This is a genomic window from Acinetobacter sp. UBA6526, from assembly GCF_002434875.1.
In the GTDB taxonomy this organism is placed as follows: domain Bacteria; phylum Pseudomonadota; class Gammaproteobacteria; order Pseudomonadales; family Moraxellaceae; genus Acinetobacter; species Acinetobacter venetianus.
Genome location: NZ_DJLC01000240.1, coordinates 1 through 23,689, shown reverse-complemented (window position 1 = coordinate 23,689; position 23,689 = coordinate 1). Strand labels below are relative to the sequence as shown.

At 38.8% G+C, this 23,689-nt stretch carries 24 protein-coding genes, 1 pseudogene and 1 riboswitch; of the genes and pseudogenes, 16 read left to right on the top strand and 9 right to left on the bottom strand.

Annotated features, from left to right (window positions below; translation table 11 throughout):
* Positions 1 to 2,406: molybdopterin-dependent oxidoreductase (locus B4237_RS16515; protein WP_286943992.1), on the top strand; the 2,406-nt coding region annotated here is incomplete at its 5' end.
* Positions 2,403 to 3,029 carry a molybdenum cofactor guanylyltransferase gene (gene mobA / locus B4237_RS16510; protein WP_278595458.1) on the top strand — a complete coding sequence of 209 codons (627 nt, stop codon included), beginning with the start codon at positions 2,403 to 2,405 and terminating at the stop codon, positions 3,027 to 3,029. The genes B4237_RS16515 and mobA, both read left to right, overlap by 4 nt.
* A gap of 6 nt (positions 3,030 to 3,035) precedes the next feature.
* Here the strand turns inward: mobA and B4237_RS16505 are convergent, their stop codons facing one another.
* Positions 3,036 to 4,367 (bottom strand): D-serine ammonia-lyase, encoded by a 1,332-nt coding sequence (locus B4237_RS16505; protein WP_278595457.1) that lies wholly within the window; start codon positions 4,365 to 4,367, stop codon positions 3,036 to 3,038.
* Positions 4,368 to 4,691: 324 nt separating this feature from the next.
* On the opposite strand from B4237_RS16505, the gene B4237_RS16500 reads away from it, so the two are divergent.
* From B4237_RS16500 to B4237_RS16465, 8 genes are all read left to right on the top strand, one after another.
* On the top strand, positions 4,692 to 5,567 hold the full coding sequence (locus B4237_RS16500) for a MaoC/PaaZ C-terminal domain-containing protein (protein WP_278595456.1): 876 nt from the start codon (positions 4,692 to 4,694) through the stop codon (positions 5,565 to 5,567).
* A gap of 18 nt (positions 5,568 to 5,585) precedes the next feature.
* The gene (locus tag B4237_RS16495) at positions 5,586 to 7,862 is read left to right on the top strand and encodes a molybdopterin-dependent oxidoreductase (RefSeq protein WP_278595455.1); all 2,277 of its coding nucleotides are present in this window, start codon (positions 5,586 to 5,588) and stop codon (positions 7,860 to 7,862) included.
* A gap of 269 nt (positions 7,863 to 8,131) precedes the next feature.
* Positions 8,132 to 9,151: a GTP 3',8-cyclase MoaA gene (moaA, locus tag B4237_RS16490; RefSeq protein ID WP_374974189.1), complete on the top strand. Its 1,020-nt coding sequence runs from the start codon at positions 8,132 to 8,134 to the stop codon at positions 9,149 to 9,151.
* Between the two features lie 25 nt (positions 9,152 to 9,176).
* Positions 9,177 to 9,428: a MoaD/ThiS family protein gene (locus tag B4237_RS16485; protein ID WP_007482271.1), complete on the top strand. Its 252-nt coding sequence runs from the start codon at positions 9,177 to 9,179 to the stop codon at positions 9,426 to 9,428.
* A 3-nt stretch (positions 9,429 to 9,431) separates the two neighbouring features.
* Complete coding sequence (locus B4237_RS16480; RefSeq protein WP_278595453.1) at positions 9,432 to 9,962, top strand: molybdenum cofactor biosynthesis protein MoaE; 531 nt, start codon at positions 9,432 to 9,434, stop codon at positions 9,960 to 9,962.
* A gap of 16 nt (positions 9,963 to 9,978) precedes the next feature.
* A complete protein-coding gene (moaCB, locus tag B4237_RS16475; protein ID WP_278595452.1) occupies positions 9,979 to 10,902 on the top strand; it encodes a bifunctional molybdenum cofactor biosynthesis protein MoaC/MoaB in 924 nt (307 codons plus the stop codon).
* Positions 10,902 to 12,131: a molybdopterin molybdotransferase MoeA gene (locus tag B4237_RS16470; protein ID WP_278595451.1), complete on the top strand. Its 1,230-nt coding sequence runs from the start codon at positions 10,902 to 10,904 to the stop codon at positions 12,129 to 12,131. The genes moaCB and B4237_RS16470 overlap by 1 nt, the downstream gene beginning before the upstream one ends.
* Positions 12,132 to 12,309: 178 nt before the next feature.
* The gene (locus B4237_RS16465; protein WP_007482267.1) at positions 12,310 to 12,792 is read left to right on the top strand and encodes a winged helix-turn-helix transcriptional regulator; all 483 of its coding nucleotides are present in this window, start codon (positions 12,310 to 12,312) and stop codon (positions 12,790 to 12,792) included.
* Between the two features lies 1 nt (position 12,793).
* Here B4237_RS16465 and B4237_RS16460 read toward each other — a convergent pair whose 3' ends face one another.
* The gene (locus B4237_RS16460; RefSeq protein WP_278595450.1) at positions 12,794 to 14,194 is read right to left on the bottom strand and encodes a PLP-dependent aminotransferase family protein; all 1,401 of its coding nucleotides are present in this window, start codon (positions 14,192 to 14,194) and stop codon (positions 12,794 to 12,796) included.
* A 120-nt stretch (positions 14,195 to 14,314) separates the two neighbouring features.
* Here B4237_RS16460 and B4237_RS16455 point away from each other — a divergent pair, with 120 nt between their 5' ends.
* Positions 14,315 to 15,178 carry a DMT family transporter gene (locus B4237_RS16455; RefSeq protein ID WP_007482263.1) on the top strand — a complete coding sequence of 288 codons (864 nt, stop codon included), beginning with the start codon at positions 14,315 to 14,317 and terminating at the stop codon, positions 15,176 to 15,178.
* Between the two features lie 9 nt (positions 15,179 to 15,187).
* Here the strand turns inward: B4237_RS16455 and B4237_RS16450 are convergent, their stop codons facing one another.
* From B4237_RS16450 to tusD, 4 genes are read right to left on the bottom strand one after another with little or no spacing between them, the layout of a single operon-like run.
* Entirely contained in the window at positions 15,188 to 15,499 is a 312-nt protein-coding gene (locus B4237_RS16450) for a TusE/DsrC/DsvC family sulfur relay protein (protein ID WP_007482261.1), read from the bottom strand.
* Between the two features lie 40 nt (positions 15,500 to 15,539).
* Entirely contained in the window at positions 15,540 to 15,824 is a 285-nt protein-coding gene (locus B4237_RS16445) for a hypothetical protein (RefSeq protein WP_278595449.1), read from the bottom strand.
* A gap of 8 nt (positions 15,825 to 15,832) precedes the next feature.
* Positions 15,833 to 16,183 (bottom strand): hypothetical protein, encoded by a 351-nt coding sequence (locus B4237_RS16440; protein WP_004879310.1) that lies wholly within the window; start codon positions 16,181 to 16,183, stop codon positions 15,833 to 15,835.
* A 43-nt stretch (positions 16,184 to 16,226) separates the two neighbouring features.
* Positions 16,227 to 16,595: a sulfurtransferase complex subunit TusD gene (tusD, locus tag B4237_RS16435; RefSeq protein ID WP_007482254.1), complete on the bottom strand. Its 369-nt coding sequence runs from the start codon at positions 16,593 to 16,595 to the stop codon at positions 16,227 to 16,229.
* 66 nt (positions 16,596 to 16,661) lie between these two features.
* On the opposite strand from tusD, the gene B4237_RS16430 reads away from it, so the two are divergent.
* From B4237_RS16430 to B4237_RS16415, 4 genes are all read left to right on the top strand, one after another.
* Positions 16,662 to 17,669, top strand: a complete 1,008-nt coding sequence (locus tag B4237_RS16430) for an SDR family NAD(P)-dependent oxidoreductase (RefSeq protein ID WP_278595448.1) — start codon at positions 16,662 to 16,664, stop codon at positions 17,667 to 17,669.
* Between the two features lie 153 nt (positions 17,670 to 17,822).
* A complete protein-coding gene (gene fumC / locus B4237_RS16425) occupies positions 17,823 to 19,217 on the top strand; it encodes a class II fumarate hydratase (RefSeq protein WP_278595447.1) in 1,395 nt (464 codons plus the stop codon).
* 114 nt (positions 19,218 to 19,331) lie between these two features.
* The gene (locus B4237_RS16420; RefSeq protein ID WP_278595469.1) at positions 19,332 to 19,823 is read left to right on the top strand and encodes a hypothetical protein; all 492 of its coding nucleotides are present in this window, start codon (positions 19,332 to 19,334) and stop codon (positions 19,821 to 19,823) included.
* A 135-nt stretch (positions 19,824 to 19,958) separates the two neighbouring features.
* Positions 19,959 to 20,048: riboswitch (glycine riboswitch) on the top strand.
* Positions 20,049 to 20,232: 184 nt separating this feature from the next.
* On the top strand, positions 20,233 to 21,477 hold the full coding sequence (locus B4237_RS16415) for a D-amino acid dehydrogenase (protein WP_278397157.1): 1,245 nt from the start codon (positions 20,233 to 20,235) through the stop codon (positions 21,475 to 21,477).
* 48 nt (positions 21,478 to 21,525) lie between these two features.
* Here B4237_RS16415 and B4237_RS16410 read toward each other — a convergent pair whose 3' ends face one another.
* Entirely contained in the window at positions 21,526 to 22,173 is a 648-nt protein-coding gene (locus B4237_RS16410) for an A1S_1983 family putative colistin resistance protein (protein ID WP_004879317.1), read from the bottom strand.
* A gap of 98 nt (positions 22,174 to 22,271) precedes the next feature.
* On the opposite strand from B4237_RS16410, the gene ispF reads away from it, so the two are divergent.
* A complete protein-coding gene (ispF, locus tag B4237_RS16405) occupies positions 22,272 to 22,763 on the top strand; it encodes a 2-C-methyl-D-erythritol 2,4-cyclodiphosphate synthase (RefSeq protein WP_007482241.1) in 492 nt (163 codons plus the stop codon).
* Here ispF and B4237_RS16400 read toward each other — a convergent pair.
* Both B4237_RS16400 and B4237_RS16395 read right to left on the bottom strand, forming a co-directional pair.
* On the bottom strand, positions 22,751 to 23,275 hold the full coding sequence (locus B4237_RS16400) for a protein tyrosine phosphatase family protein (protein ID WP_278595446.1): 525 nt from the start codon (positions 23,273 to 23,275) through the stop codon (positions 22,751 to 22,753). The two genes, ispF and B4237_RS16400, sit on opposite strands and share 13 nt — an antisense overlap.
* A gap of 152 nt (positions 23,276 to 23,427) precedes the next feature.
* Positions 23,428 to 23,689 (bottom strand): annotated as a pseudogene (locus B4237_RS16395) (ornithine carbamoyltransferase); the annotation flags it as partial.

Sequence of the window (23,689 nt, the reverse complement as noted above, 5' to 3'; positions counted from 1 at the left end):
CTCACTGAAGATTATTATGTGGTAAATAAGTTTGTTAAAGGATATTTAGGCCCTGCCAATATTGATACCAATTCACGCTTATGTATGTCTTCTGCAGTTGCAGCGCATAAGCGTGCTTTTGGTGAAGATATCGTTCCAGCCAGCTATGAAGATTTTGAATATGCCGACATGGTGGTTTTAGTTGGCTCTAATACAGCATGGTGTCACCCTGTGTTGTACCAACGCATCATGCAGGCTAAAAATAAAAATCCAGATTTATTTATTGTGGTTGTCGACCCACGTTTTACCAGTACTTGCGAGCAAGCTGATTTACATTTGCCAATTTTACCTGGGCAAGATGTTGTTTTATTTAATGGTTTGTTGCAGCACTTGTATCAGAACGATCATGTTGATCATCATTTTGTTGAATCCTATACAGAAGGTTTAGAAGCACTATTAGACGCAAGCGCAACCGAACAAGATTTCGACAGTATTGTAAAACGTACAGGGATTTCAGCTGAAAAATTACAACTGTTTTTTGAGAAATTTGCTGAAACAGAAAAAGTAGTCACGCTGTTTTCGATGGGCGTGAATCAATCTTCTCAAGGGGTCAATAAGGCCAATAGCATTATTAATTGCCATTTACTGACGGGAAAAATCGGTAAGTTGGGCGCAGCACCATTCTCAATGACAGGTCAACCGAATGCCATGGGCGGGCGTGAAGTTGGTGGCTTAGCCAATATGCTTGCTGCACATATGGATTTGGAAAACCCATCGCATCAAAACCTTGTGCAAGAATTTTGGCAAAGTCCAACCATTGCAACACATGCAGGATTGAAAGCAGTCGATTTATTCAAAGCAGTTGAAAGTGGCAAAATTAAAGCCATTTGGATTATAGCAACCAATCCTGTGGTGAGTTTACCTGATGCGGATCAAGTGAAACGTGCTTTAGAGCAATGCGAGTTTGTGATTGTTTCAGATATTTGCGCTGAAACTGATACCACAGCGTATGCCGACGTATTGTTACCCGCACTCGGTTGGGGTGAGAAAGATGGCACGGTGACCAATTCTGAGCGCCGTATTTCACGTCAACGTGCCTTTTTAGATTCACCAAAACAAGCCAAAGCGGATTGGTGGGCAGTTTCTTCGGTTGCGAAAAAACTGGGATTTACAGGCTTTGACTTCAATAATGCTTGTGAGATTTTTAATGAACATGCAGCTTTGTCGGCGTTTCAAAATGCAAGCCTTGATCAACGTGATCAAGTTGAAAATTTTCGCTATTTTAATTTAAAAGGTCTAACTGAATTATCAGTTGAAGCCTACGACCAATTGCAACCGACACAGTGGCCTGTATGGGAAAAAGGACAAAGTATTGCTGTTGAGCAACTTTTTGATCAAGGTCGTTTTAGTCATAAAAATAGCAAGGCGAAATTGATTCCAACAGTTGCGATTGATCCTGTTCATTCGATTTCGGAAGATTATCCGCTTATTCTCAATACAGGTCGTATTCGTGATCAGTGGCATACCATGACCCGTACAGGATTATCAGCAAACTTAACCACACATCGTGCAGAACCATTTTGTGAAATCCATCCAAATGATGCTTTGAAATTTGGTATACGTGACAAAGCGCTCGTCGAAGTGCGTTCAGAATGGGGCAGTTGCGTGCTACGGGTGACGTTGGCGCAAGGTGTGCGTCGTGGTCAAATTTTTGCACCGATTCATTGGACTGAGCAAGTCGCTTCTGATGCTAGAGTTGGTAAAGTGGTCAATCCAGTGGTCGATGCCATTTCGGGTGAACCTGAATTCAAACACACACCTGTTGCGATTCAACCGTTCCATACGACTTGGCAAGGTGTACTCTATGTTCGTGATGGTTTTGAGCATCATATTAAAGCTTCACTGAATAGCTGTGCTTGGTGGGCTAAAGTAAAAATTGCTAAAGCTTTACGTTATGAAATTGCTGATCGTCATCACTTTGATGAAACGCAGAAAAACCTGAAAAGTTTTTTACCTTTTATTGATGAAACCTATGAATGGTTGAGTATTGAGGATATTTCTGCTCAGATGAGTCACAGTGTTATTCTGAAAGATGGTATTTTGATCGCAAGCCTCTATATTGCACCATCCGATATGTTGCCTGATCGCGATTGGGTCGCTAGTTTATTTAAACGTGAACGTTTGAGTGCTTTACATCGTAAAGCTTTACTCGCAGGTATGCCAATGTCCGCAACTAATAATGATGGTCCATTGGTGTGTAGTTGTTTCAAAGTTGGAAAAAACAAAATTATTGAAGCAATTAAAACGCAAAATATGACACATGAGAAACAAGTGACTGCATGTCTAAAAGCAGGTGGAAATTGTGGTTCATGTTTACCAGAAATTCGCGGTTTGATTAAAACCTGTCAAGTTGAGGCTGAGGCATGAATACCGATTTTCCTGCTACTGATCTAGTGATCTTGGCAGGAGGGCAAGCACGTCGTATGAATGGGATGAACAAGCTGTTGCAACAGTTTGATGATCAGATTCAGCTCTCCAAAATATGTCAAAGATTCAAACCAGAAGTCCAACATATTTGGGTAAATAGTCATAGAGACAATTCGATTTATAAAAGCATAGAACCTGATATTCAGTGTTTTTCTGATGATCAAAATGGTTTCTTTGGCCCGTTAATGGGAATGAAAAGTGCTTGGTCACATGTACAAGCGGATCACGCGCTGTTTATACCATGTGATGTCACTTATATTCCGAATCAAGTTTTGACTAAATTGCATCGGATGTTAGAGAAAAACCCGCAAGCAGCGGCAGTTTACATTTCTATGAATGGTGATGCACTTTATCCATTTTGTCTGTTAAAAAGGGAAAGTCTTGCTGTTTTAGAACAACAAATTGCAGAGAGTAAACTCAGTTTGCGTGATTGTTTTAAGCTGTTGCATACGCAAACTGTGGCATTCCAAAAACAAAGCTTGTTTTGCCACAGTATTAACTCTTTGGATGAGTTGCAACAATATCGTCAAATGAAAGCATTTAAACAGATATTCAGCCCTTAATTGAGATCATGCAGAAGCTTTGCTGAGGTAGTTTTGCATTTCCTCTACTGGTACCATACCACCGCCAGTACCCCAAACAATATGATTTGCATTCTGAAGTTGTTGCTCAGTAAATTGATGTAAATCGATATAGTCTGAATGTGAATGCACCAAAACTGGGCCTAGCATTCCAGCCAAAGCTGAGGGTTCCAGCTTTAAACTTTCAGATTGATTGAGCATCCCTAGCAGGTTATACATGGTTTGGTCATCCAATGTATAAAAACTATCCAGTAACCGTTGCATTGCTCGTCCAACAAAACCTGATGCACGACCTACAGCTAAACCATCGGCAGCTGTGAAGTTGTCAATACCTATATCTTGAACTGAAATTTCATCATGTAGACCTGTTGCTACGCCGAGTAACATGCAGGGTGAATGAGTGGGTTCTGCAAAAATACAATGAACGTTATCTCCAAAAGCCATTTTCAAACCAAAAGCAACGCCACCAGGTCCACCACCAACGCCACAAGGTAAGTAAACAAATAGAGGGTGTGCTTGATCAACAATGACTCCTTGTTGAGTCAATTGTTGTTTTAAACGCTCACCAGCAACGGCATAACCTAAAAACAATGTTTTTGAATTTTCATCATCGATAAAAAAGCAATTTGGATTTTTTAACGCCGCTTTTCGACCTTCTTGTACAGCTATGCCATAGTCCTGCTGGTATTCCACAACAGTGACACCATGTGAGCGTAATTTGTCTTTTTTCCATTGGCGTGCATCAGCAGACATATGAACGGTGACATCGAAGCCTAATTTTGCACTCATAATTCCGATGGACAGCCCAAGATTACCAGTAGAACCAACAGCGATGCTGTATTGACTAAAGAAGGTTCTAAACTCATCACTATTCAGTTTTGAATAATCATCATTCAGATTGAGTAGATTTGCTTTTAGTGCAAGCTGTTCTGCGTGATAAAGCACTTCATAAATGCCACCACGTGCTTTGATTGATCCTGAGATGGGTAAATGGCTATCTTTTTTTAGCCATAATGTACCTTGAATGTTTTGATTAAAATGTTGTTGTAGATATTTTTGCATATTTGGAATAGCAGTCAGTTCTGATTCGATAATGCCACTCGTCGCACTCGTTTCTGGGAATACAGCCATTAAGTAGGGTGCAAAGCGTGCTAAACGATCACGTGCATCATCTATATCTTTTTGAGCTAGACCAACAAATGGTAAGCCTTCAGCCAGTGTCGTGAATCCAGGATTAAACCAAACAGTTTCTTTGAGTTCAATCAAATCTTTGACGATAGGATGCTGATTAATAAGGTCTTGAATTTGCTTTGAATCCATTCATTTTCTCTTGAAATTTATTTAACCAATAGTGATGTAAGCTTGAAGGAGTTTTGTTCTTTCAAAGCCTTTTTTCAATATCCTTGAGATTAAACCAAGAATAGTGATTTTTCACGTTTTAAAAGCGCTTATTTTGTATGAAGTGCATTTTTGATTGATACATTGTTTTCATGAATTTCTGATAAGAGCTATTGACCTTTAAATTTATAAGTTCTATTTTGGAACTAATATGTTTAACATTGTGCTTCTTATTTTCTGTTCATGTCTATATTAAGATTGATCAAAATAAGAATGCTAGAAAAATAAAATCAACAGGAGCGCCAAATGGTCGCCTTACGTTATCAGCAGATACCTCTGCAATTTCTGTTTGAACATCAAGCAACGCTAGTAGGATTGGGTAAGATCGGGTTGCGAAGTATTGCTAAAAAGAAAGTAGCCACAGTGAATTGGCAAGCTTTAGCTCCGATTACGGAAATTATTGATCCACCAAGTACTAAATTGATTGAGCACTATATTCAATGGAGTGGTGCATCACCTAATAAATATAACAACTCAATCCCCGCGCATATGGTTTCACAATGGGGATTATCGTTTGCGACACGATTATTATCGCAAACCAGTTATCCATTGAGCCAAGTGATCAATCAAGGGGTAAGTTTGACGATACATGGTGAGCTTCCTCGAAATGAAAAGCTCATGGTTCAAGCCAAAATTTCACAGGTTGACGAACGCAATGGTCTCGCTAGAGTTTCGGTGCAGATCAAAACAGGGACAGTCATCGAACCAGAGTTGATTGAAGCCGTATTGCATATGGCATTTATTTCGCCAAATTTCAAAAAGATGAAACGTACTGAAAAGGTAGATCAAAAAAATTGGCAAACTTTAGGGCAATGGTCAGCAACAGCTGATGATGGCTTTAAATTTGCGCTATTAACGGGTGATTTCAATCCAATACACTGGGTTGGACCACTTGCAAAACTATCGAGTTTTGGTCAGAAAGTTTTGCATGGTTTTGGCGTGTTTGCTCGTAGTTTTGAGTTTCTGCCTGAGTCTACAAAACAAATCGATATCCGATTTTTAAAACCTGTGAAATTGCCGTCTAGGCATAATCAAGTTGAGATCAGTACGGAGCAAGATCAATGTTTTGTTCGAGTTGTTGGTTCTGAAGGTCAGATCTGTTTAATGGGACAATTTCAATAAAAAATTGGGGAAATAAAAATGTCAAACTCAGCCGTAAGACAAGATGTGACAGCATGCATTCTATGTTCACGAAATTGTGGTTTAAGTGTCGAAATTGAAAATAATCAATTCAAAAAAATTAAGGGGGATGAGCAACATCATTTTTCCCAAGGTTATATTTGTCAGAAAGCCGCGAGATTACAGCATTATCAACAACATGCTGATCGCTTAACCTCACCATTAAAACGACAGGCAGATGGTTCATTCACAGAGGTTACATGGGAACAAGCGATTCAAGAAATTGCTGATCAGCTTGTCCATATACGAAATACCTATGGTGGAACTGCATTTGCATCGGTGGGTGGCGGTGGTCAGGGCAATCATTTGGGTGCTGCTTATGGTCGTCAATTGCTATATGCCATGAAAAGTTTTTATGCGTATAACTCTTTGGCGCAAGAGAAAACAGGTGATTTTTGGGTCAATGGTCGTTTGTTTGGTAGTCAGGCATGTCATACCACTGAAGATGTCGAGTATGCAGATTATGTGCTCTTTATTGGGACAAATCCGTTTCAAGCACATGGCATTCCTAATGCACGAGATACGCTAAAACATATTAAGAAAGATCCAAATCGTACCATGGTGGTGTTTGATCCGCGTGTCACCGAAACTGCAAAACAGGCAGATATTCACGTTCAATTAAAGCCTGGAACAGATTCTTATTTAATGTCTGCCATGATTGCGATCATGTTGCGTGAAGAGTTATATGATCAAGCATTTATTCAACAACATACGCTTGGCTTTGAAGAAGTAAAGAAAGCTTTTCTTGCAGTTCCAGTCGAACAATATATTCAAAAAGCAGATGTTTCCGTAGAACTGATTTATCAAATCGTGCGTGATTTTGCCAAAGCCAAAAGTGGCTGTGTGCGGATTGATTTAGGGATTCAACACACTTTAAATACCACTTTGAATGGTTACTTAGAAAAGCTTTTGTATTTATTGACTGGGAATTTTGGCAAACAAGGCACTAATAATTTACACACGATGTTTGTCCCAATTCTCACCAATACCGATGAGCGAAATCCTAAATATCGCCGTACGGTTTATCATAAAATGTTCCCAATCTCTGGATTTTTTCCACCGAACATTTTGCCAGATGAAATTTTAAAAGCGGGTGATCAGCGTGTTCGTGCGGTGTTTGTCGATAGTTGCAACCCATTACTTACTTATGCGGATACGGCAGCATATGAGCAGGCGTTTCAGTCTTTAGATTTGTTGGTGGTTGTGGATGTTGCAATGACTGAAACAGCACGTTTAGCGCATTATATTTTGCCTGCGCATAGCCAGTTTGAGAAATGGGAGTTCACGGGATTTAACTTAGAATTTCCTAAAAATGGTTTCCATTTACGTCATCCTTTATTCAAACCACAAGGAAATACCTTACCTGAAGCAGAGATTTATACGCGCTTATTGGAGGCAATGAAGATCATTCCTAAACAACTTCCAATTTTAAGCAAAATTGCTGAAAAAGATTCGGAAAAAACAGCTTTCCTTGCTTATTTCACTGCATTGGCGGCAAGCTTTGCAAAAAATAAGAAACAGATTCCTTTTGCCGCTTCAATTGTTTATCGAACCTTAGGTAAAACATTGCCTGACGATGCTGCATCAACTGCTTTGTTATTACCCTTATGTATGCAATACGCTGCTCAGCACTATAAGGCTGTGAAACAAGCAGGATATCTAGGTAATCGTTTGAATCTAGGTGTGAAACTATTTCAAGCAATTTTGAAACAACGTTCAGGGATTGTGTTATCTCAACATGAATACGATGACGTTTGGAACTTGATTGCGTACAAAGATAAAAAAATCCGTTTGGCTATTCCTGAGATGTTGATTGAGCTGGCTCAGTTAAAACAGCAAGCTGCAAAATTGAGTGATAGTTTCCCATTTATTTTATTGGCAGGCGAACGCCGTAGTTATAATGCCAATCAAATTTATCGTGATCCTGCTTGGCGCAAAGTGGATGCGGAAGGACGTTTGAGAATGAATCCTCAAGATGCTGCTGATTTCGGTGTGGAAACGGGTCACGCATTGCAATGCGTATCTGAACATGGAAATATTCAAGTCGTCGTTGAGTTAGATGAAGGAATGCGTCAAGGTGTGGTGTCATTGCCTCATGGTTATGGAATTCGTTACCGTGATGGTGAACCAATTGGGCCACAACTGAATCGGTTAACCTCGACAGAACATTGTGATCCATTGTCGAAGACGCCATATCATAAGTATGTACCTGTTCGATTAGAACGGTTAGATGCTTAAGTGAGTTGACTATTTTGCACCACATCATGCCTAAATTTCATTTCTGTGGTCTAAAGTGGTGCGATGTCAATACAACAAAAATACGCAAGACATAGTGTATTTTCATGAGTAGATTGAAAGAGTTGTCTATTTGAACGAATAAACTACTGAGCACTTAACTGGCTTTTAATACTGGAATAATTATTGCTATATTAAAACTTCTACGTTTGGGCAAAGAACAAGAATGCACGCTACTTGTGCTTAGACGAAGAAAAGTGTTCCCAAAATGAGTGCATATGATGAAGCATGAGAGCCCTGAAACGATGTTACCGATCTTGCAAGATCAGTATGGTCGTATTAAGCGTAAGTTACGGATTTCTGTAACTGATCGATGCAATTTCAAATGCGTTTATTGTATGCCTGAGCATCCAGAATGGATGAAAAAACAAGATTTATTGAGTTTCGAGGCTCTGTTGGTCTTTTGCCAATATATGGTTAAGCAAGGCATTGAAAATATCCGTATTACAGGTGGTGAACCTTTGATGCGTAAAGGTGTAGTTCATTTTATTCGTGATTTACAAAGCCTAAGAGCAATTGGCTTAAAGCGAATCTCGATCACGACCAATGGTCATTATCTGGCGAAATACGCAGAACAATTGAAACAAGCAGGTTTGGATGATTTAAACATTAGTTTGGATAGTCTGGATGCTGATCAATTCAAACAACTTACTAAAAAAGATTTAGCACCCGTGTTGAGTGGTATTCAAGCGGCGCAAAGTGTGGGGCTGCCATTTAAAATTAATTGTGTGCTCATCAAAGGACAAAATGAAGATCAGATTTTGCCGATGGTCAATTGGGCGAAACAACAGAACATACCACTGCGTTTTATTGAATTTATGCCTTTAGATGGCGATCAGCATTGGACTGATCAAGCTGTGGTGAGTGAAGCCGATATTTTGGCGCAGTTACAACCTCATTATGACATTCATGTTTTGCAACAACAGCATGAGCCAGCGCGTCAATACTGTTTAGATGATCAATATACGATAGGTATTATCTCAACGATTACCCATTCATTTTGTGGTGACTGCGATCGGATTCGATTAACGGCTCAAGGTGAATTGTATAACTGTCTATTTGCTCAACAAGGTTTAAATATCAAACCTTATCTACAACGAGCGATCAAAGAAAAAATGTTTCAACAACTTGATCAGCAGATTAAGCCTTATATTTGGCATAAGGCAAAAGGTTATCATGCAATACAGAATCAACAAGTACGTAAAATCAGTATGCACATGCTGGGCGGTTAGTTAAAAAAGGTGGTCTAAGGAAAATATGCAAACCATTGAAATCAAAATTGAAGCTTTTGGCGCGATTGAGCGCTTGTTACCAAAGGCACTCGCATTTGAGTTTGCAGCAGATCAACAGGTTCAAGATGTTTTAACACATATCGTTGGATTATATCCTGATGCAGCACATGCTATGGAAAAATGTGCATGTGCAATTGGTGAAGATATTGTGACAAGACAAGTTTCATTGCCGACATCATGTACCCTTGTTTTATTATCACCCGTAGCTGGAGGATGAAAAATGCGTGAGTTCGCCAGAGTCCAAGATCAGGCTTTAAGCTTGGATAGTTTTGATCCGATTCAAGATTTTCCTGAATGTGGTGGTGTCGATGTTTTTATTGGCACAGTACGCAATCACCATGAAGGTAAAGCAGTTAAGGCATTGAAATATACCTCTTATACGCCTGTTGCTGAAAAAATGATTCGTGAAATCGAACAAGACGTAAAAGCTAAATATTCAGAAGTCTCTTATGTTCGCGTGATTCATCGTATTGGCTATTTGGACGTAAGTGAAACAGCGATTATTGCAATTGCATATGCTGCACATCGCCGTGAAGCGTTTCAAGCCTGTGAAGAGGCCGTTGAACGTGTCAAGCATGAAGTTCCGATTTGGAAAGAAGAATTTTTCATGGATGGAACGAGCCAATATGTTGAAGGTTGCTGTATTCGGAAAGATGCAACTGAGCAAACAAGTTCTTCGTTAGCTAAAGAAGAAAAAGGTGCAAAACATGCACATCATCACCATGAACATTGTGCACATACACACGATTAAGTCTTAGGAAGTAAAAATGAAAAATGTAGGGATGAAACCCGAAAGTTATCGTGTTGCAGAAGCACAAGCCATTTTATATGCACCACCACATTGTATTCAGTTACTTCGCGATGGAAATACCGAAAAAGGTGATGCACTTAAAACAGCACGTATTGCAGGTATTTTGGCGGCGAAGAGAACAGATGAGCTGATTCCGCTTTGTCATCCATTACCGATTTATCGTGCGGATATTGATTATACGTTGCAAGATGATCATGTGCTGATTTTAGCCACTGTTGAAACGATTGGGCCGACTGGCGTTGAGATGGAAGCGTTGACCGCTGCGAGTCTTGCTGGTTTGACCATTTACGATATGCTAAAACCACATTGTGAACCTGATGAGTTATGTTTAGATCAATGTAAACTACTCAAGAAAAAAGGTGGAAAATCACATTTTAAACGAACGCTACGTCAGCCTGTTTCTGCGGCAGTCATTGTGTTATCTGATACGGTCGCAGCGGGGCGTAAACCAGATACAGCTGGAAAATCGGTGGTTGAAACCTTGACTGAAGCGGGTTTTGATCCGATTCATTATCAGATTTTGCCTGATGAATCTGACCAATTAAAAGATTTAGTTTTACAGTTAACAAAGTCTTATGCTTGCGTTATGACTGTTGGTGGCACAGGAATCGGTAAGCGCGATATTACTGTGGACACATTAGAGCCATTACTCGAACGTAAATTGGATGGTTTGATGGAAGCAGCGCGTGCATTTGGACAAAAACGTACCCCTTATGCTGCCATGTCGCGTGGAGTTGCAGGATTTATTGATCGTTCATTAATTGTGACCTTACCAGGAAGTCGTGGTGGTGCAAGTGAATCAATGGCTGCCATTTTACCTGCTTTGGTACATATCTTTGATGTTTGTCGTGATCTACCGCATCCAGGAGGATATGAATAATGTCGGGATGTGGTGCTGAGAAAGGTCTCATAAGTATTGATGAAGCACTTACGTTGATGCGATCAACACCTCAAACATTAATGACAGAGACATTACCTTTAGGAGAATGTCTCAATCGCTACTTAGCTCAAGATGTTTTCTCACCTGTTGATTTGCCAAGTTTTTCACAAAGTGCTGTAGATGGTTATGCATTACATACGACTGCTGAGCAGCTTCAAGACAGTGTATTTCATGTGATTGGCGAAATTAAAGCAGGGAGTGATGCTGAACATCGGCTTTTAGATGGACAGGCAATTCGTATTTTTACTGGTGGTAAAGTACCTGATGGGACGACGCATGTTGCCCGTCAAGAAATTGTTGCGATTGAAACAGATCAAAAAATTCGTCTAGTTGAACACATTAAGCCACAAGCAGATATTCGTTTTACTGGTGAAGAAGTTCAGCTTGGACAAACACTTGCTGAAGTTGACCAGAAAATCAATATTGGTGGATTAGCTGCTTTAAGCATGGCAGGTGTTCAACAACTCAATGTATTTAAAATCCCTAAAGTGGCTGTGGTGATCACGGGTGATGAAGTCGCTGAAACACCAGATGATCTCAAAGCAGGTAAAGTCTTTGATGCCAATGGTCCACTTTTAAAAGCATGGTTTAAAGACTATGGACTAGAGGTTGAAATCTTACATATTGCTGATGAAGCCTCATTGGTGACTCAGTGTTTTGAACGTTTAAAACAGCAATTCGATGTGATTATTACCACAGGTGGTGTCTCTGTCGGTGATTACGACTTTGTTCGGCCATGTGCGTTTGAAACAGGGTTCGAGCAAATTTTTTGGAAAGTTAAGCAGAAGCCAGGGAAACCACTATTTTTTGCTGAATATAAGCACAATCTACACCACTGCTATTTATTAGGTTTACCGGGGAATCCTGCTGCGGTTTACGTTTCAATGCAGGTTTATGGCAAAGTTTTACTTGATGCGTTGCAAAATCAACGACAAGACATCCAATGGTTTAATGGGGTTTTAACCCATGATCTTAAGTCGGATGCGCGTGAACGATTTTTAAGAATGCATGCTTATTTTGAACACGGCCAGTTAAAGTTGAAAAGTTTAACGAAGCAGCAATCTCATATGCTCAGTAATTTGATGCAGGCAAACTGTTTAGTGCGAATTCCAGCAAATGAAATGCTAGAGGCAGGTCGCGAATTATCTGGATTGTTTATTATCAGCTGATTGATTTCCATCAAGTTATCGAATCGATACATTTTTGGTAATTTTAGCCAAGTACCAATATTGCATCTGATAGCAAAGGTGGTTTAGTGTATATTTTATATTGTTTAGATTCTAAACATTACGGTTCAAGACATGGAAGATGTCTTTTTAAAACTTTAAAAATAATCAGGTGATAATAATGAAATGGGAAGAAATTGGTGATCAGCCGTGTTCTGTCGCGAGAACACTTTCAGTTTTGGGTGATCGTTGGACAATGTTAATTCTGCGGAATGCTTTTATGGGTGTACGCCGTTTTGATGATTTTCAACGTAGCTTAGGATTGACGCGGCATGTTCTCTCTGAGCGTTTGAAGCGTTTAGTCGAACATGAAATTTTAGTCAAAGTTCCTTATGTACAGCGCCAAGAACGTTTTGAATACCAACTTACTGAAAAAGGTTTGGATTTATATCCAATTATCCTTGCGATGGTGCAGTGGGCGGATAAATGGATGGATCTAGGAATGGGGAAGCCGCTTGAATTTACTCATAAAAGCTGTGGTAAAAAAATTAATCCTAAAGTGGTTTGCTCCGAATGTAATGATCAGATTCATGTCCAAGATGTGCGCGTAGCCGCTGGTCCTGGATATTTTGCCTTCGTTGAGCAAAAGCAAAAAACAGCTTAATTCATAATCGATATTGTTCTATTTCATGTTTTATAGCATGAGATAGGACTTCAAAAACTTTTGAATTTTGGCATTGTGCAACATTGAAGCGTATAAAATTTTGATATTGCTGACTCTGACTAAATGCATTTCCGGGTGCTAAAATAACACCTTGTTCAAGACATTTTTGTGCGATACGAGAACTGTCTAAATGCTTATCTAATTTACACCATAAGAAGATGCCTGCTTGTGGTTTAATCCAAGGCTGAATCCCTAATTTTTCTAAATTTTTAATGGTAAAATCCATCGCTTTTGCAAGCCGTATTTTTAATTCCTCTAAATATTTACGATAACTTCCATCTGTAAGTGCAATATACAAAATCTCTGCTGATAAATGATTACCTCCAAAACTTGTCGCAATTTTGATATCGGTCAAATCATTAATCCATTCTGACTTGCTCGCGATATAGCCAGTGCGTACAGAACCAGATAATGTTTTTGAAAAACTACCGATTTGTATTACACGAGAAAAGCCATCCAAGGCGGCAAGACGAGGGGCTGGATTTAATTCAAGATCAGCAAAAATATCATCTTCAATTACAATGAGATTGGAGTTCTCAACCAATTTTAAAACTTGATATGCAGTTGTTGGTGTTAATACAGCACCAGTTGGGTTGTGTATACCTGAGTTGGTGATGTAGAGCCGAGGATTGTGCTTCTGGATTGCTTCTGCAAATGCGTCTAAATCAGGCCCAGTTTGAGTATATGGGATGCCAATGATCTGAATTTGATGAACTTTGAGTAAAGCATGGAAATTGAAATAACAAGGGTCATCGACTAAAACCAAATCATTTGGTTTAAGAAAATAACGACAAATTAAATCAATTGCTTGTGTACCTGAATCCGTCAGTAAGATTTGGTCAGGCAATGCTTCAATACCTTTGTTCAAGATTCTGCGGGAAATTAATTCTCGAAGTGACTTTAAACCAAGCGGTGTTGAGTAATCTGTCAGGATTTTGGCATCAGTCTTAGAAACCGTTCTGATGGCTTTGCGTATATTTTCGTGTGGCATCCAGTCGTCTGGTAGCCAACCACAGCCCGGCTTTAAAACATTGTGTTGCGCTTCTAAAGATTGTCTAGAAATCCAAAGTGGATCAATCGTTCTGTCGATTATTTTAGGATGGATTTCTGAGATAGATAAAGGAGCTAAAGGTGCCGAGACAAAAAAACCAGAACCTGTTTTGGATTCAATCATACCTTTGGCAGCGAGTCTTTCATATGCTTCGACGATTGTTGAGATAGATAGATTCAGAGTTTTGGCTAAAGCACGCACGGAAGGAAGCCGTGAACCTGTGGTTAATGACCGCGTCTTAATTTGTTCGTTGATATGCGATACCACAAAATCTATTTTTGTATTTTTCATCAATGATCTCAACTGTATTGGTTTATATACCAATACAGTTATTTAATATTGTACTGTATTGTGTATGGTGCAATTACCTTATCACAGTTTAAATTCTCCATATAGGTCTGGAGAATATATATGAAAGCGATGCGTGACGGTTGGTTGAATGGGCTTGTTGGCGTAGTGATATTTGCTGGGTCTTTGCCAGCTACTCGAGTTGCCGTGATGGATATGAGCCCGACTTTTTTAACTGCTGCGAGGGCGGCTATAGCTGGTGTTTTAGCATTATTTCTCCTCATACTGTCTCGACAAAAATTACCCGAAAGGCAAGACTGGCTTTCTCTCTTATATGTTTCGATAGGTGTTGTTGTCGGATTTCCACTCTTTACCGCACTTGCTTTACAGTATGTGAGTGCGGCGCACACCATCGTTTTTATTGGTTTGTTGCCATTGGCTACGGCTATCTTTGGTGTCATACGTAGTGGCGAAAGACCAAGTTTAATCTTTTGGTTATTTGCTATTTTCGGTGCTTCTCTTGTTTTTGCTTTTATGTTGTTTCAAACGCAAAGTTGGTCATTTAACTATGGTGATTTTTTCATGTTAGTGGCGATTTTACTTTGCGGTTTTGGTTATGCAGAAGGAGGGAAGTTGTCAAAGCATTTAGGTGGTTGGCAAGTGATTTGTTGGGCTTTGTTAATAACACTTCCGATCATGTTATTACTCTCATATTTGTATTTACCCACCAATTTCGAGTTAATTCCGCTACAGGCAAAATTGGGTTTAGCTTATGTATCGATTTTTAGTATGCTGATTGGTTTCTTTTTTTGGTACAAAGGCTTGGCACAAGGCGGCATTGCAACGGTTGGTCAATTGCAGCTGCTTCAACCGATTTTTGGGCTTGCAATCGCAGCTGTCCTTTTACATGAGCAAGTGAGTGTTGCAATGTTTGTGATAACTGTTGCAGTCATTATTTGTGTTGCTTGTGCAAAGAAATTTGCTTGAATATGATATTTATAAGCAATTTGCAGGTTTAGGCACACCAGCAAGTCGACTTAAATGACGAGCGACTAAACCTGTATTGAATCTTTGTTGCAGCACGGCATTGTTGATTTCAGGACTCACAGTTTTCATTAAAAACTTGATCAACGGACGAGTTGCTGGCGAATGACCATACTGCTGATAAAATTGACGAACAGCATTAAGCACCTCAAAGTGCCATTCTGTTAATTTCAAATCCAAAGATTTAGCGAGTTCTTGTGCAACTTCTTGATTCCAAATGGTGTAATCCACCAAATGACCATCTTGATCCAATTCTAATCGCATAAAATAGCCTAAGTAAATTTTAAATTAACTTCATATTTCTCTATTTCAAAGAAATAGAACGCTCGAATTGTAAAACTAAATCTGCAAATTGCGAATATTCGATGATGCTCATTCGATCTTTTACTGAGTCATTGAGTAGGTTTTGTTCGTTACTTAAACAGTAGATATGAGAAAAAGTAGCCAAGATATTCTCAGGAATGTGAAGTAATGCTTCACCCATTACAACAATAGAATCATTGGCTTGAGCCATCAGAGGCAACTCATTCCAAATTTTATCTAAATTAGCATGGGGTGCTTGAACAAGAAAAAGAGTGTGCTTTTGCATAAATGACCTTACCAATATAAAACATGGTCAAATGATTGAATAAATTCAGGTTGAATGTTGATAAATTCAATTTCCTGATCAGTATTTTTTACGATTGGTAGCGCTTGATTTTTAGTTTCAACCAATATTGGCGTCAGGTCGTAAAACTCAAAACTTTCGACCATATTGGCAGCGATTTTAAACGCGAATTTCAATTGATCGAACTCTAATTTATTGTCCAATAAACTTAGTGCAGCATCTTTCAATAATACTTTGACAGAAATACCAAAGGTTGCTAAAACCATAGTTGCAGACAAACTTTCATTGATCTGCAAACTAGTTAAATTGGGCTGCGTTAGGATGACGAGTACAGATTTCACACAATTTACCTTTTTAAAGCAACACTCTATTAAAAAACTTGAATTAAAATTGAATTAAACGAGAACAGCTTTGCACAGCATCAGCAAGCTCTCCAAGTCCAACCAACTCAAAACTTTGAGCTAGGTTGTGGTGTTGAAGTGAATGACGTTGTGCATTGCTGGCATCAGTGATACCCCGTGCAAGGGCAGCACTGACACAGACAGGGAGTCGAATGCCAAGCTTTTGCCATTCTTGTTTTAAGTTGCGTTGATCATCAGGATACCACTGTAAATCATTCGCAACATGAACACCGTCTTGGTAAAAGAAGACACGAAATTCCTCATGCTTATTTTGCAGTGCTTGTGCTAAACCAAATGCATGCCAAGCCATAATCGAAGTAGGTGCTGAGGTAATTAACAGTAGTGTACTCATTGAACATTCACTATGGTCGCGAAGACAAAACGATGATGGATATATTAAAAAGAAGGTAAGTATACAATGATTTTGGTGACAGGTGGTTTAGGCTTTATCGGTTCGCATATTGCTTTGAGTCTATTGGCCCGTGGTCAAGAGATCGTCATTGTTGATAACTTAGCCAATTCGACTTTGCAGACCTTGGAGCGTCTAGAATATATTTCTGGAATGTATATTCCATTTGCGAAGCTTGATGTAAGAAATACGCCTGCCTTAAATAAAGTTTTTGAACAATATTCAATTGATACCGTGATTCACACAGCGAGTTTTAAATCACTAGAAGAGTCTAACTTAAAACCTCTTGAGTACTACAATGACAATGTCAGCAGTATTATGAGTTTACTTCGTGCAATGCAGCGAATGGGAGTTAGACAACTCATTAATCTGTCTAGTTTAGCCGTTTATGGAAAATCTGATGCTGAACTGACTGAAGAAACTGAATTTAATTATAACTATCCAAATCCATATGTTCGTACGCAACAAATGGTAGAAAATATTATCGCGGATACCTATAGAGTTGATCATGAGTGGAAGATTGTAAATCTTCGCTTGTCCAATATCGTCGGCGCATTTGAGCATGGCGTATTGGGTGAATATGTTACTCAACTTCCTAAAAATATTGTGCCTTTGGCTTTACAAGTTGCAGCCATGCAACGTGATTGTATTGAATTACAAAATCAAGCAGAGACGGATGATAGTACCGTTGAGCGGAGTTTTTTACACGTCCTCGATGTTTGTGATGCTGTATTAGCAACATTGAATTGGTTTACGACACAGCAAGGTTGTTTGGAAAACTTCAATATTGCACATGATCAAATGACTTCAATACAGGTACTTTTGGATGAAGTTTCAAAAGTAACTCAAACTGAAGTACGCGTGCAACCTGCAGTTTATCAACATCAGGAACTGGCTCAACTAGGTGCAAAAATTGAAAAAGCCGAACGCATTTTAAATTGGTCACCAAAAAGGCCTTTAAGTCAGATGATTGAAGATGAGTGGCGTTTTTATTTGAATACATTAAAAGGTAATTAAGATAATGATTCTTATTTACATTAATGCGTGGTTTAATTAGGATAATAACTATCCGTTAAATATTCCAATAAATTTTTAATGGATATTGATTAGCCAAAGCATCTATTTGCTTCAGCCCAACATATTTTCAACCAAATAGAGCAGAGGTTGTTTATGCAAATGCGTATTGAACATGACACAATGGGTGAAGTTGAAGTCCCTAATGAAGCTTTGTGGGGCGCTCAAACTCAGCGCAGCTTACAAAACTTCAAAATAGGGCAAGAGCGTTTACCGCGCGCAATGATTCGCGCAATGGGTTTGGTAAAAAAAGCTGCTGCGATAACTAATGCGGAGCTGAAACAACTTCCAGATGATTTGAGTCAATATATTGTGGGTGCCGCTGAAGAAGTGATCGCTGGGCAATGGGATTCACAATTTCCATTGGTCGTGTGGCAAACAGGTTCCGGTACGCAGAGCAATATGAATTGCAATGAAGTGATTGCAAATATTGCGAATCAAAAACTAGGTCAAGCATTAGGTGCTCAAAAACCAGTACATCCTAATGATCACGTCAATCGGGCGCAATCAACCAATGATTCCTTCCCAACGGCAATCCATGTTGCTGCTAGTTTGCAAATCAATGAGTTACTCATTCCTGCTGTTGAGAAACTGAAAGAAACTTTACAGCGGAAATCTGAAGAGTTTGACGACATTGTTAAAATTGGTCGCACACATTTACAAGATGCGACGCCTTTGACCCTAGGTCAAGAGTTTAGCGGCTACGTATCTCAGCTAGAGCATGGATTGAAGCGTTTAAATCAAGCATTGGCTGGTTTATATGAGTTGCCTTTGGGTGGTACAGCTGTGGGTACGGGGTTAAATGCGCATCCTGATTATGCAGTGAAAGCAGCAGAGCAACTTGCAATGCTTACGGGTTTACCATTTGTCACTGCGCCTAATAAATTTGAGGCACTAGCGGGGCGTGATGCAGCTGTCTTTGCTTCAGGCGCGTTGAAAACATTGGCTGCGAGTTTAAATAAAATTGCCAACGATATTCGTTGGTTGGCGAGTGGCCCTCGTTGTGGCTTTGGAGAAATTCGTATTCCTGAGAATGAACCTGGATCGAGTATTATGCCTGGTAAGGTCAATCCTACTCAGAGCGAAGCAATGACAATGGTTGTTGCTCAAGTCTTAGGTAATGACACAACGATTAACGTTGCAGGTGCATCAGGTAATTTTGAACTTAATGTTTTCATGCCTGTCATTGCATATAACTTATTACAATCCATTCAGTTGCTTGGTGACGCGTGCAATAGCTTTAATAATCACTGTGCGGTAGGTATTGAGCCTAATAAAGAGAAAATTGATCACTTTTTACATAACTCATTGATGTTGGTGACAGCACTGAATCCAGTAATTGGTTATGAAAACTCGGCCAAAGTTGCTAAAACAGCTTATAAGGAAAATAAGACATTAAAACAAGTTGCGGTTGAACTTGGACTGGTGACAGCAGAGCAATTTGATGAGGTAGTCAAACCTGAAAATATGGTCTCTCCAAATAGTAAGTAAGCCTCAGCATCGAACAAAGAATCCTTCTTTTAAAGAGGGATTTTTTTTATGAGTAGTTTTTATAAAGTGAACTGCGTACAATATGCTTTTGATTTATCTGATTGTTGCTTCATTATGCTGAATATCTATTTAACAGATACTAAAACTAACATCCAGTTTGCTGATCTTCCAAAAGAAAATCCTGTTAAGTTTCTGTTGAATTTAAAGAAAATTTTCCCAAGTACTGCGGATTTATTGTTACCTGTTTTACCAGAGGACAATAACTTGGAGAATGTGACGTGGGAAGCAACGTCAAAAGACTTTGAAACATTTAAAAAACTATTAGAAGGTTGGGGGATTATCGAGCTTCGTTTGAGCGCAATTACAGCTTATAAAGATAAGAACTTTGCGAATGACTTGGTTAAAAAAGCACAAATCAAACGTAAGCAAATTTCTCAAAAACATCAGCAATTATCATTGATTGCTTTGGATTATATCTTGATGCATGAGATTCATGCGCTTATTGATGCAGAACTAGTTATGATTGGTGAAAAATTCTATTTACCGACATTACGTGATATTTGGAAAGGTCAACTATCAGATCAAATTTTACAATGTAAATTTTAATTTGAAAAAGCAGGTTATTTAACCTGCTTTTTTATTGTTTCACTGATAAGATAGAGCAAGTCTTGACCTACAAACAATTACAAGATTTTAGTGTTGGAATGTTGAGACGGCATATATATTGCTTATATGGATATAAATATTATTGCGGGAGAGAGGTTCTGCAAAGAACTCGCCGAAGGAGCAACGACCCCGGAAACTCTCAGGCAAAAGGACTGTAATAATAGAAATACAATCTGGAGAGTAGTGCGCTATACGTAGGAATTTATTCATAAACTAAGGTCTTCTACGTGTAACACTCACCGAAGGGGATGGCTCGATGATTAATTGGTAATCATTTGCCGAAACTCTCAGGTACCATGACAGATGGGGCTATGCATTAAGAAATGTTATGCATTTCTAGGAGTTTGCTATGCCTCATGTTGTGATAGTTGGTGCGGGGATTACAGGTGTAACGTCTGCTTATGAATTAATTAAATTGGGATATGAGGTGACCGTTATTGATCGCCATTTGTTCCCTGCAATGGAAACTTCTTTTGCAAATGGTGGTCAATTATCAGCATGTAATGCTGAAGTTTGGAACCAGAAATCTACGGTACTGAAAGGTATTAAGTGGATGAGTAAGAAAGATGCACCATTATTGCTCAACCCATCGTTTAGTGTGCACAAATACCGTTGGTTGGTTGAGTTCTTGACTCATATTAAAGATTATAAAGTTAATACAATCGAAACAGTTCGTTTAGCTCTGTTAGCTAGACAACGTCTTTTTGAAATTGCTGAGAAAGAAAATATTTCCTTTGATTTGGAAAAACGTGGCATTTTGCACATGTACCATACCAAAGAAGATTTTGAAATCGCTAAAAGAGTAAATGATGTTTTAGTTGAAGGGAAACTAGAGCGAAATGCGATTACGCCTGAAGAAATGAAAGCGATTGAGCCTAATCTAACGGGTAATTATTACGGTGGTTACTATACGGCAGGTGATGCTACGGGCGATATTCATAAATATTCTGTTGGACTTGCTGAAAAAACGGAACAATATGGTGTCAAATATCGTTTTGGTTTAGATGTTGTTGATGTGAAGTTTCTACAAGATAAAGTAGTTGTTGATTGTAAAAACAGTTCGGAAAATGTTGATCCAGATACTAATCAACTGACTCAAATTGAGGCAGATGTTATTTTAGTTTGTGGTGGCGTAGGCAGTTATCAGCTTGCTGACTTACTTGGTGATAGTGTCAATGTTTACCCTGTAAAAGGCTACTCAATTACAGTCCAGTTGAAAGATGAACGTAGTGTGCAAAATGCGCCTTGGGTGAGTTTATTGGATGAAAGTGCAAAGATCGTAACGTCTCGTCTTGGCGCTGATCGTTTCCGTGTTGCAGGAACGGCAGAATTCAATGGTTATAACCGTGATATACGCGCAGACCGAATTCAGCCTTTGATTAATTGGGTAAATCAAAATTTTGATATTTCAACAGAGCATTCAGTTCCTTGGGCAGGTTTACGCCCAATGATGCCGAATATGCTGCCAGTTGTTAAGCAAGGTAAACAATCGAGAGTTTTCTATAATACAGGTCATGGTCATCTTGGTTGGACATTATCTGCTGCAACTGCAGTAATCATTAGCCAAGAGATTGCGCAAAAATTCCCAAGTTAAATATAAAAAGCCGATGTGAAAACATCGGCTTTATTTTTCTATAAAAGGTTAATCGTATGGACGGTAAATACCTGTGAAACGTTCACAACCTTTTTGTTTTGTTTTCACAACCAACAATGCTTTTTGATAGTCAAATTGATACTGGCATTTTTTTTCATTGTCGATAATTTCATTTTTTTCACTTGGTGTGCTGTATGACAAAAGTGAAATTGTCTGAGTTTCGATTCGATTATTCGGGTTGCGATAAGCCAAACCTTCAATTTTTAATTTGTCTTTATCTAATTGATGAACTTTTAAATGCACAGGTTGTTTTGCAATTTTGCCATGTTCATATTTTAAATAATGCTGTGTCAATGTTTGGTTCATTGATGTGAAAAAATTCAAATCATCAATACGTGCATCAAATTGCTGTTGAAAACATGATTTGGTTTTGCACTGCCTTATTTGGTTTAGCCAAAGTGTTTGTGTGTCATGCAATAGCTGTAAAGGAGCATCTGTCACTAAATAAGCGGTTAGGAACTTGGTATTTAACTGTGTGCGCTGCTCTTCATATTTTTTAGAGCATATTTTACCTAGTTCAATATTGTGATTTGAACATTCGATCGAAGCTGCAAACGCAAATGTTGAGCAAAAACAACTCAATGTCAGGATGTAACCAGATTTCTTTAATTGATTTCTTACAGTGTTAAACAGCATAATCACTTATACTTTCAGTCTAATTTGCTCAATGTACTATAGCGAAATAGAAAGCCTGAATACAAGATTAGTTCAGTATATTGTAAAAGGAAAATCATATGGTTGCTCATATTCGTATTGGTCAAGGGATTGATGTGCATGCGTTTGAAGAAGGTAATTTTGTTACCTTAGCTGGTGTAAAAATCCCACATACGCATGGTCTAAAGGCACATTCAGATGGTGATGTCGTATTACATGCGCTATGTGACGCATTGTTGGGGACTTTAGCGTTGGGAGATATTGGGCAACATTTTCCTGATACAGACCCTGAATTTAAAGGTGCTGATAGCCGTGTTTTACTCAAACATGTTTATCAGTTGATTTTGGATCGTGGTTATCATTTAAATAATGCAGATATCACAGTTGCGTGTGAACGTCCCAAATTGGCTAAACATAATTTAGAAATGCGCCAAAGTATTGCTGATGTACTTGATGTTGATATCACTCAAATTAGCATTAAGGCCACAACAACAGAGAAGTTGGGTTTTACAGGTCGCCAAGAAGGGATATTGGCAACCGCGACTGTATTGGTTTCACATCAAGCGAAATGATTACTGTTGATCAATGATTGTTGTAATTCTTGTGTTGCTTTACGACCTTGCAGTTGTAAAGTAATGCTATGAATTAAACCCGTCCAAGTTTCATTTGGTTCCCAAATCTGATGCAATAGCTCTTGTGCGGCTGGCATATCTAAATTCATATAAAATTGGCGATATAAATACATTAGGCTGCTTACACGCATATTTTTGGCACAATGCAACCAAACGATTTCATTTTGTACAAGATGGTCAATTAGGTCTAAGACCAATAAACATTGCTCAGAACATGGCACATCCCAGTCAATCGGAATGTGAATGTAATTTAGACCCAAATCTAAACAAATTTGATCCTGTTTGGATAAATGGTTTTCAGACTTGCTGGTTGCAAGGTTAATAATTGTGCTGCAACCATATTCCTTAATCTGTTGAAGCTGCTCAGCGGTGGGTTGAGCTGAGGTAAATAGATGCTCGTGAACTAGAGAAAAGTTAGGTATTTGAGAAAGTGCTTGTTCAAGTGAAGTCATAACGTCCGCTGTACCATAGTGGGTTGCAGTTCTCATATTATGAGAAATTTATTGTAAAAGCTGTTGCTACTATAAGTCTTTTTATTTAAGTGTTCAATTTAGATTTTATAAATAAAAACAGCATCAGAAGATGCTGTTTTTTAATGCACAAATCAGTCTTTTTTTAGATTTTCATTTAGCAAAAATTCCACCAGTGCTTTTTGTGCATGAAGGCGGTTTTCAGCTTCATCCCAAACCACTGCATTTTTGTGATCTAGCATATTTTCTGAAATTTCTTCACCGCGGTGTGCAGGTAAGCAGTGCATGAATAAACAGTCAGGGTGAGCTAAGTCCATGAGCTTTTCGTTCACTTGGAAATCAGCAAAAGCTTTTTCACGTAATTTTTGCTCTTCTTCTTGCCCCATACTTGCCCAT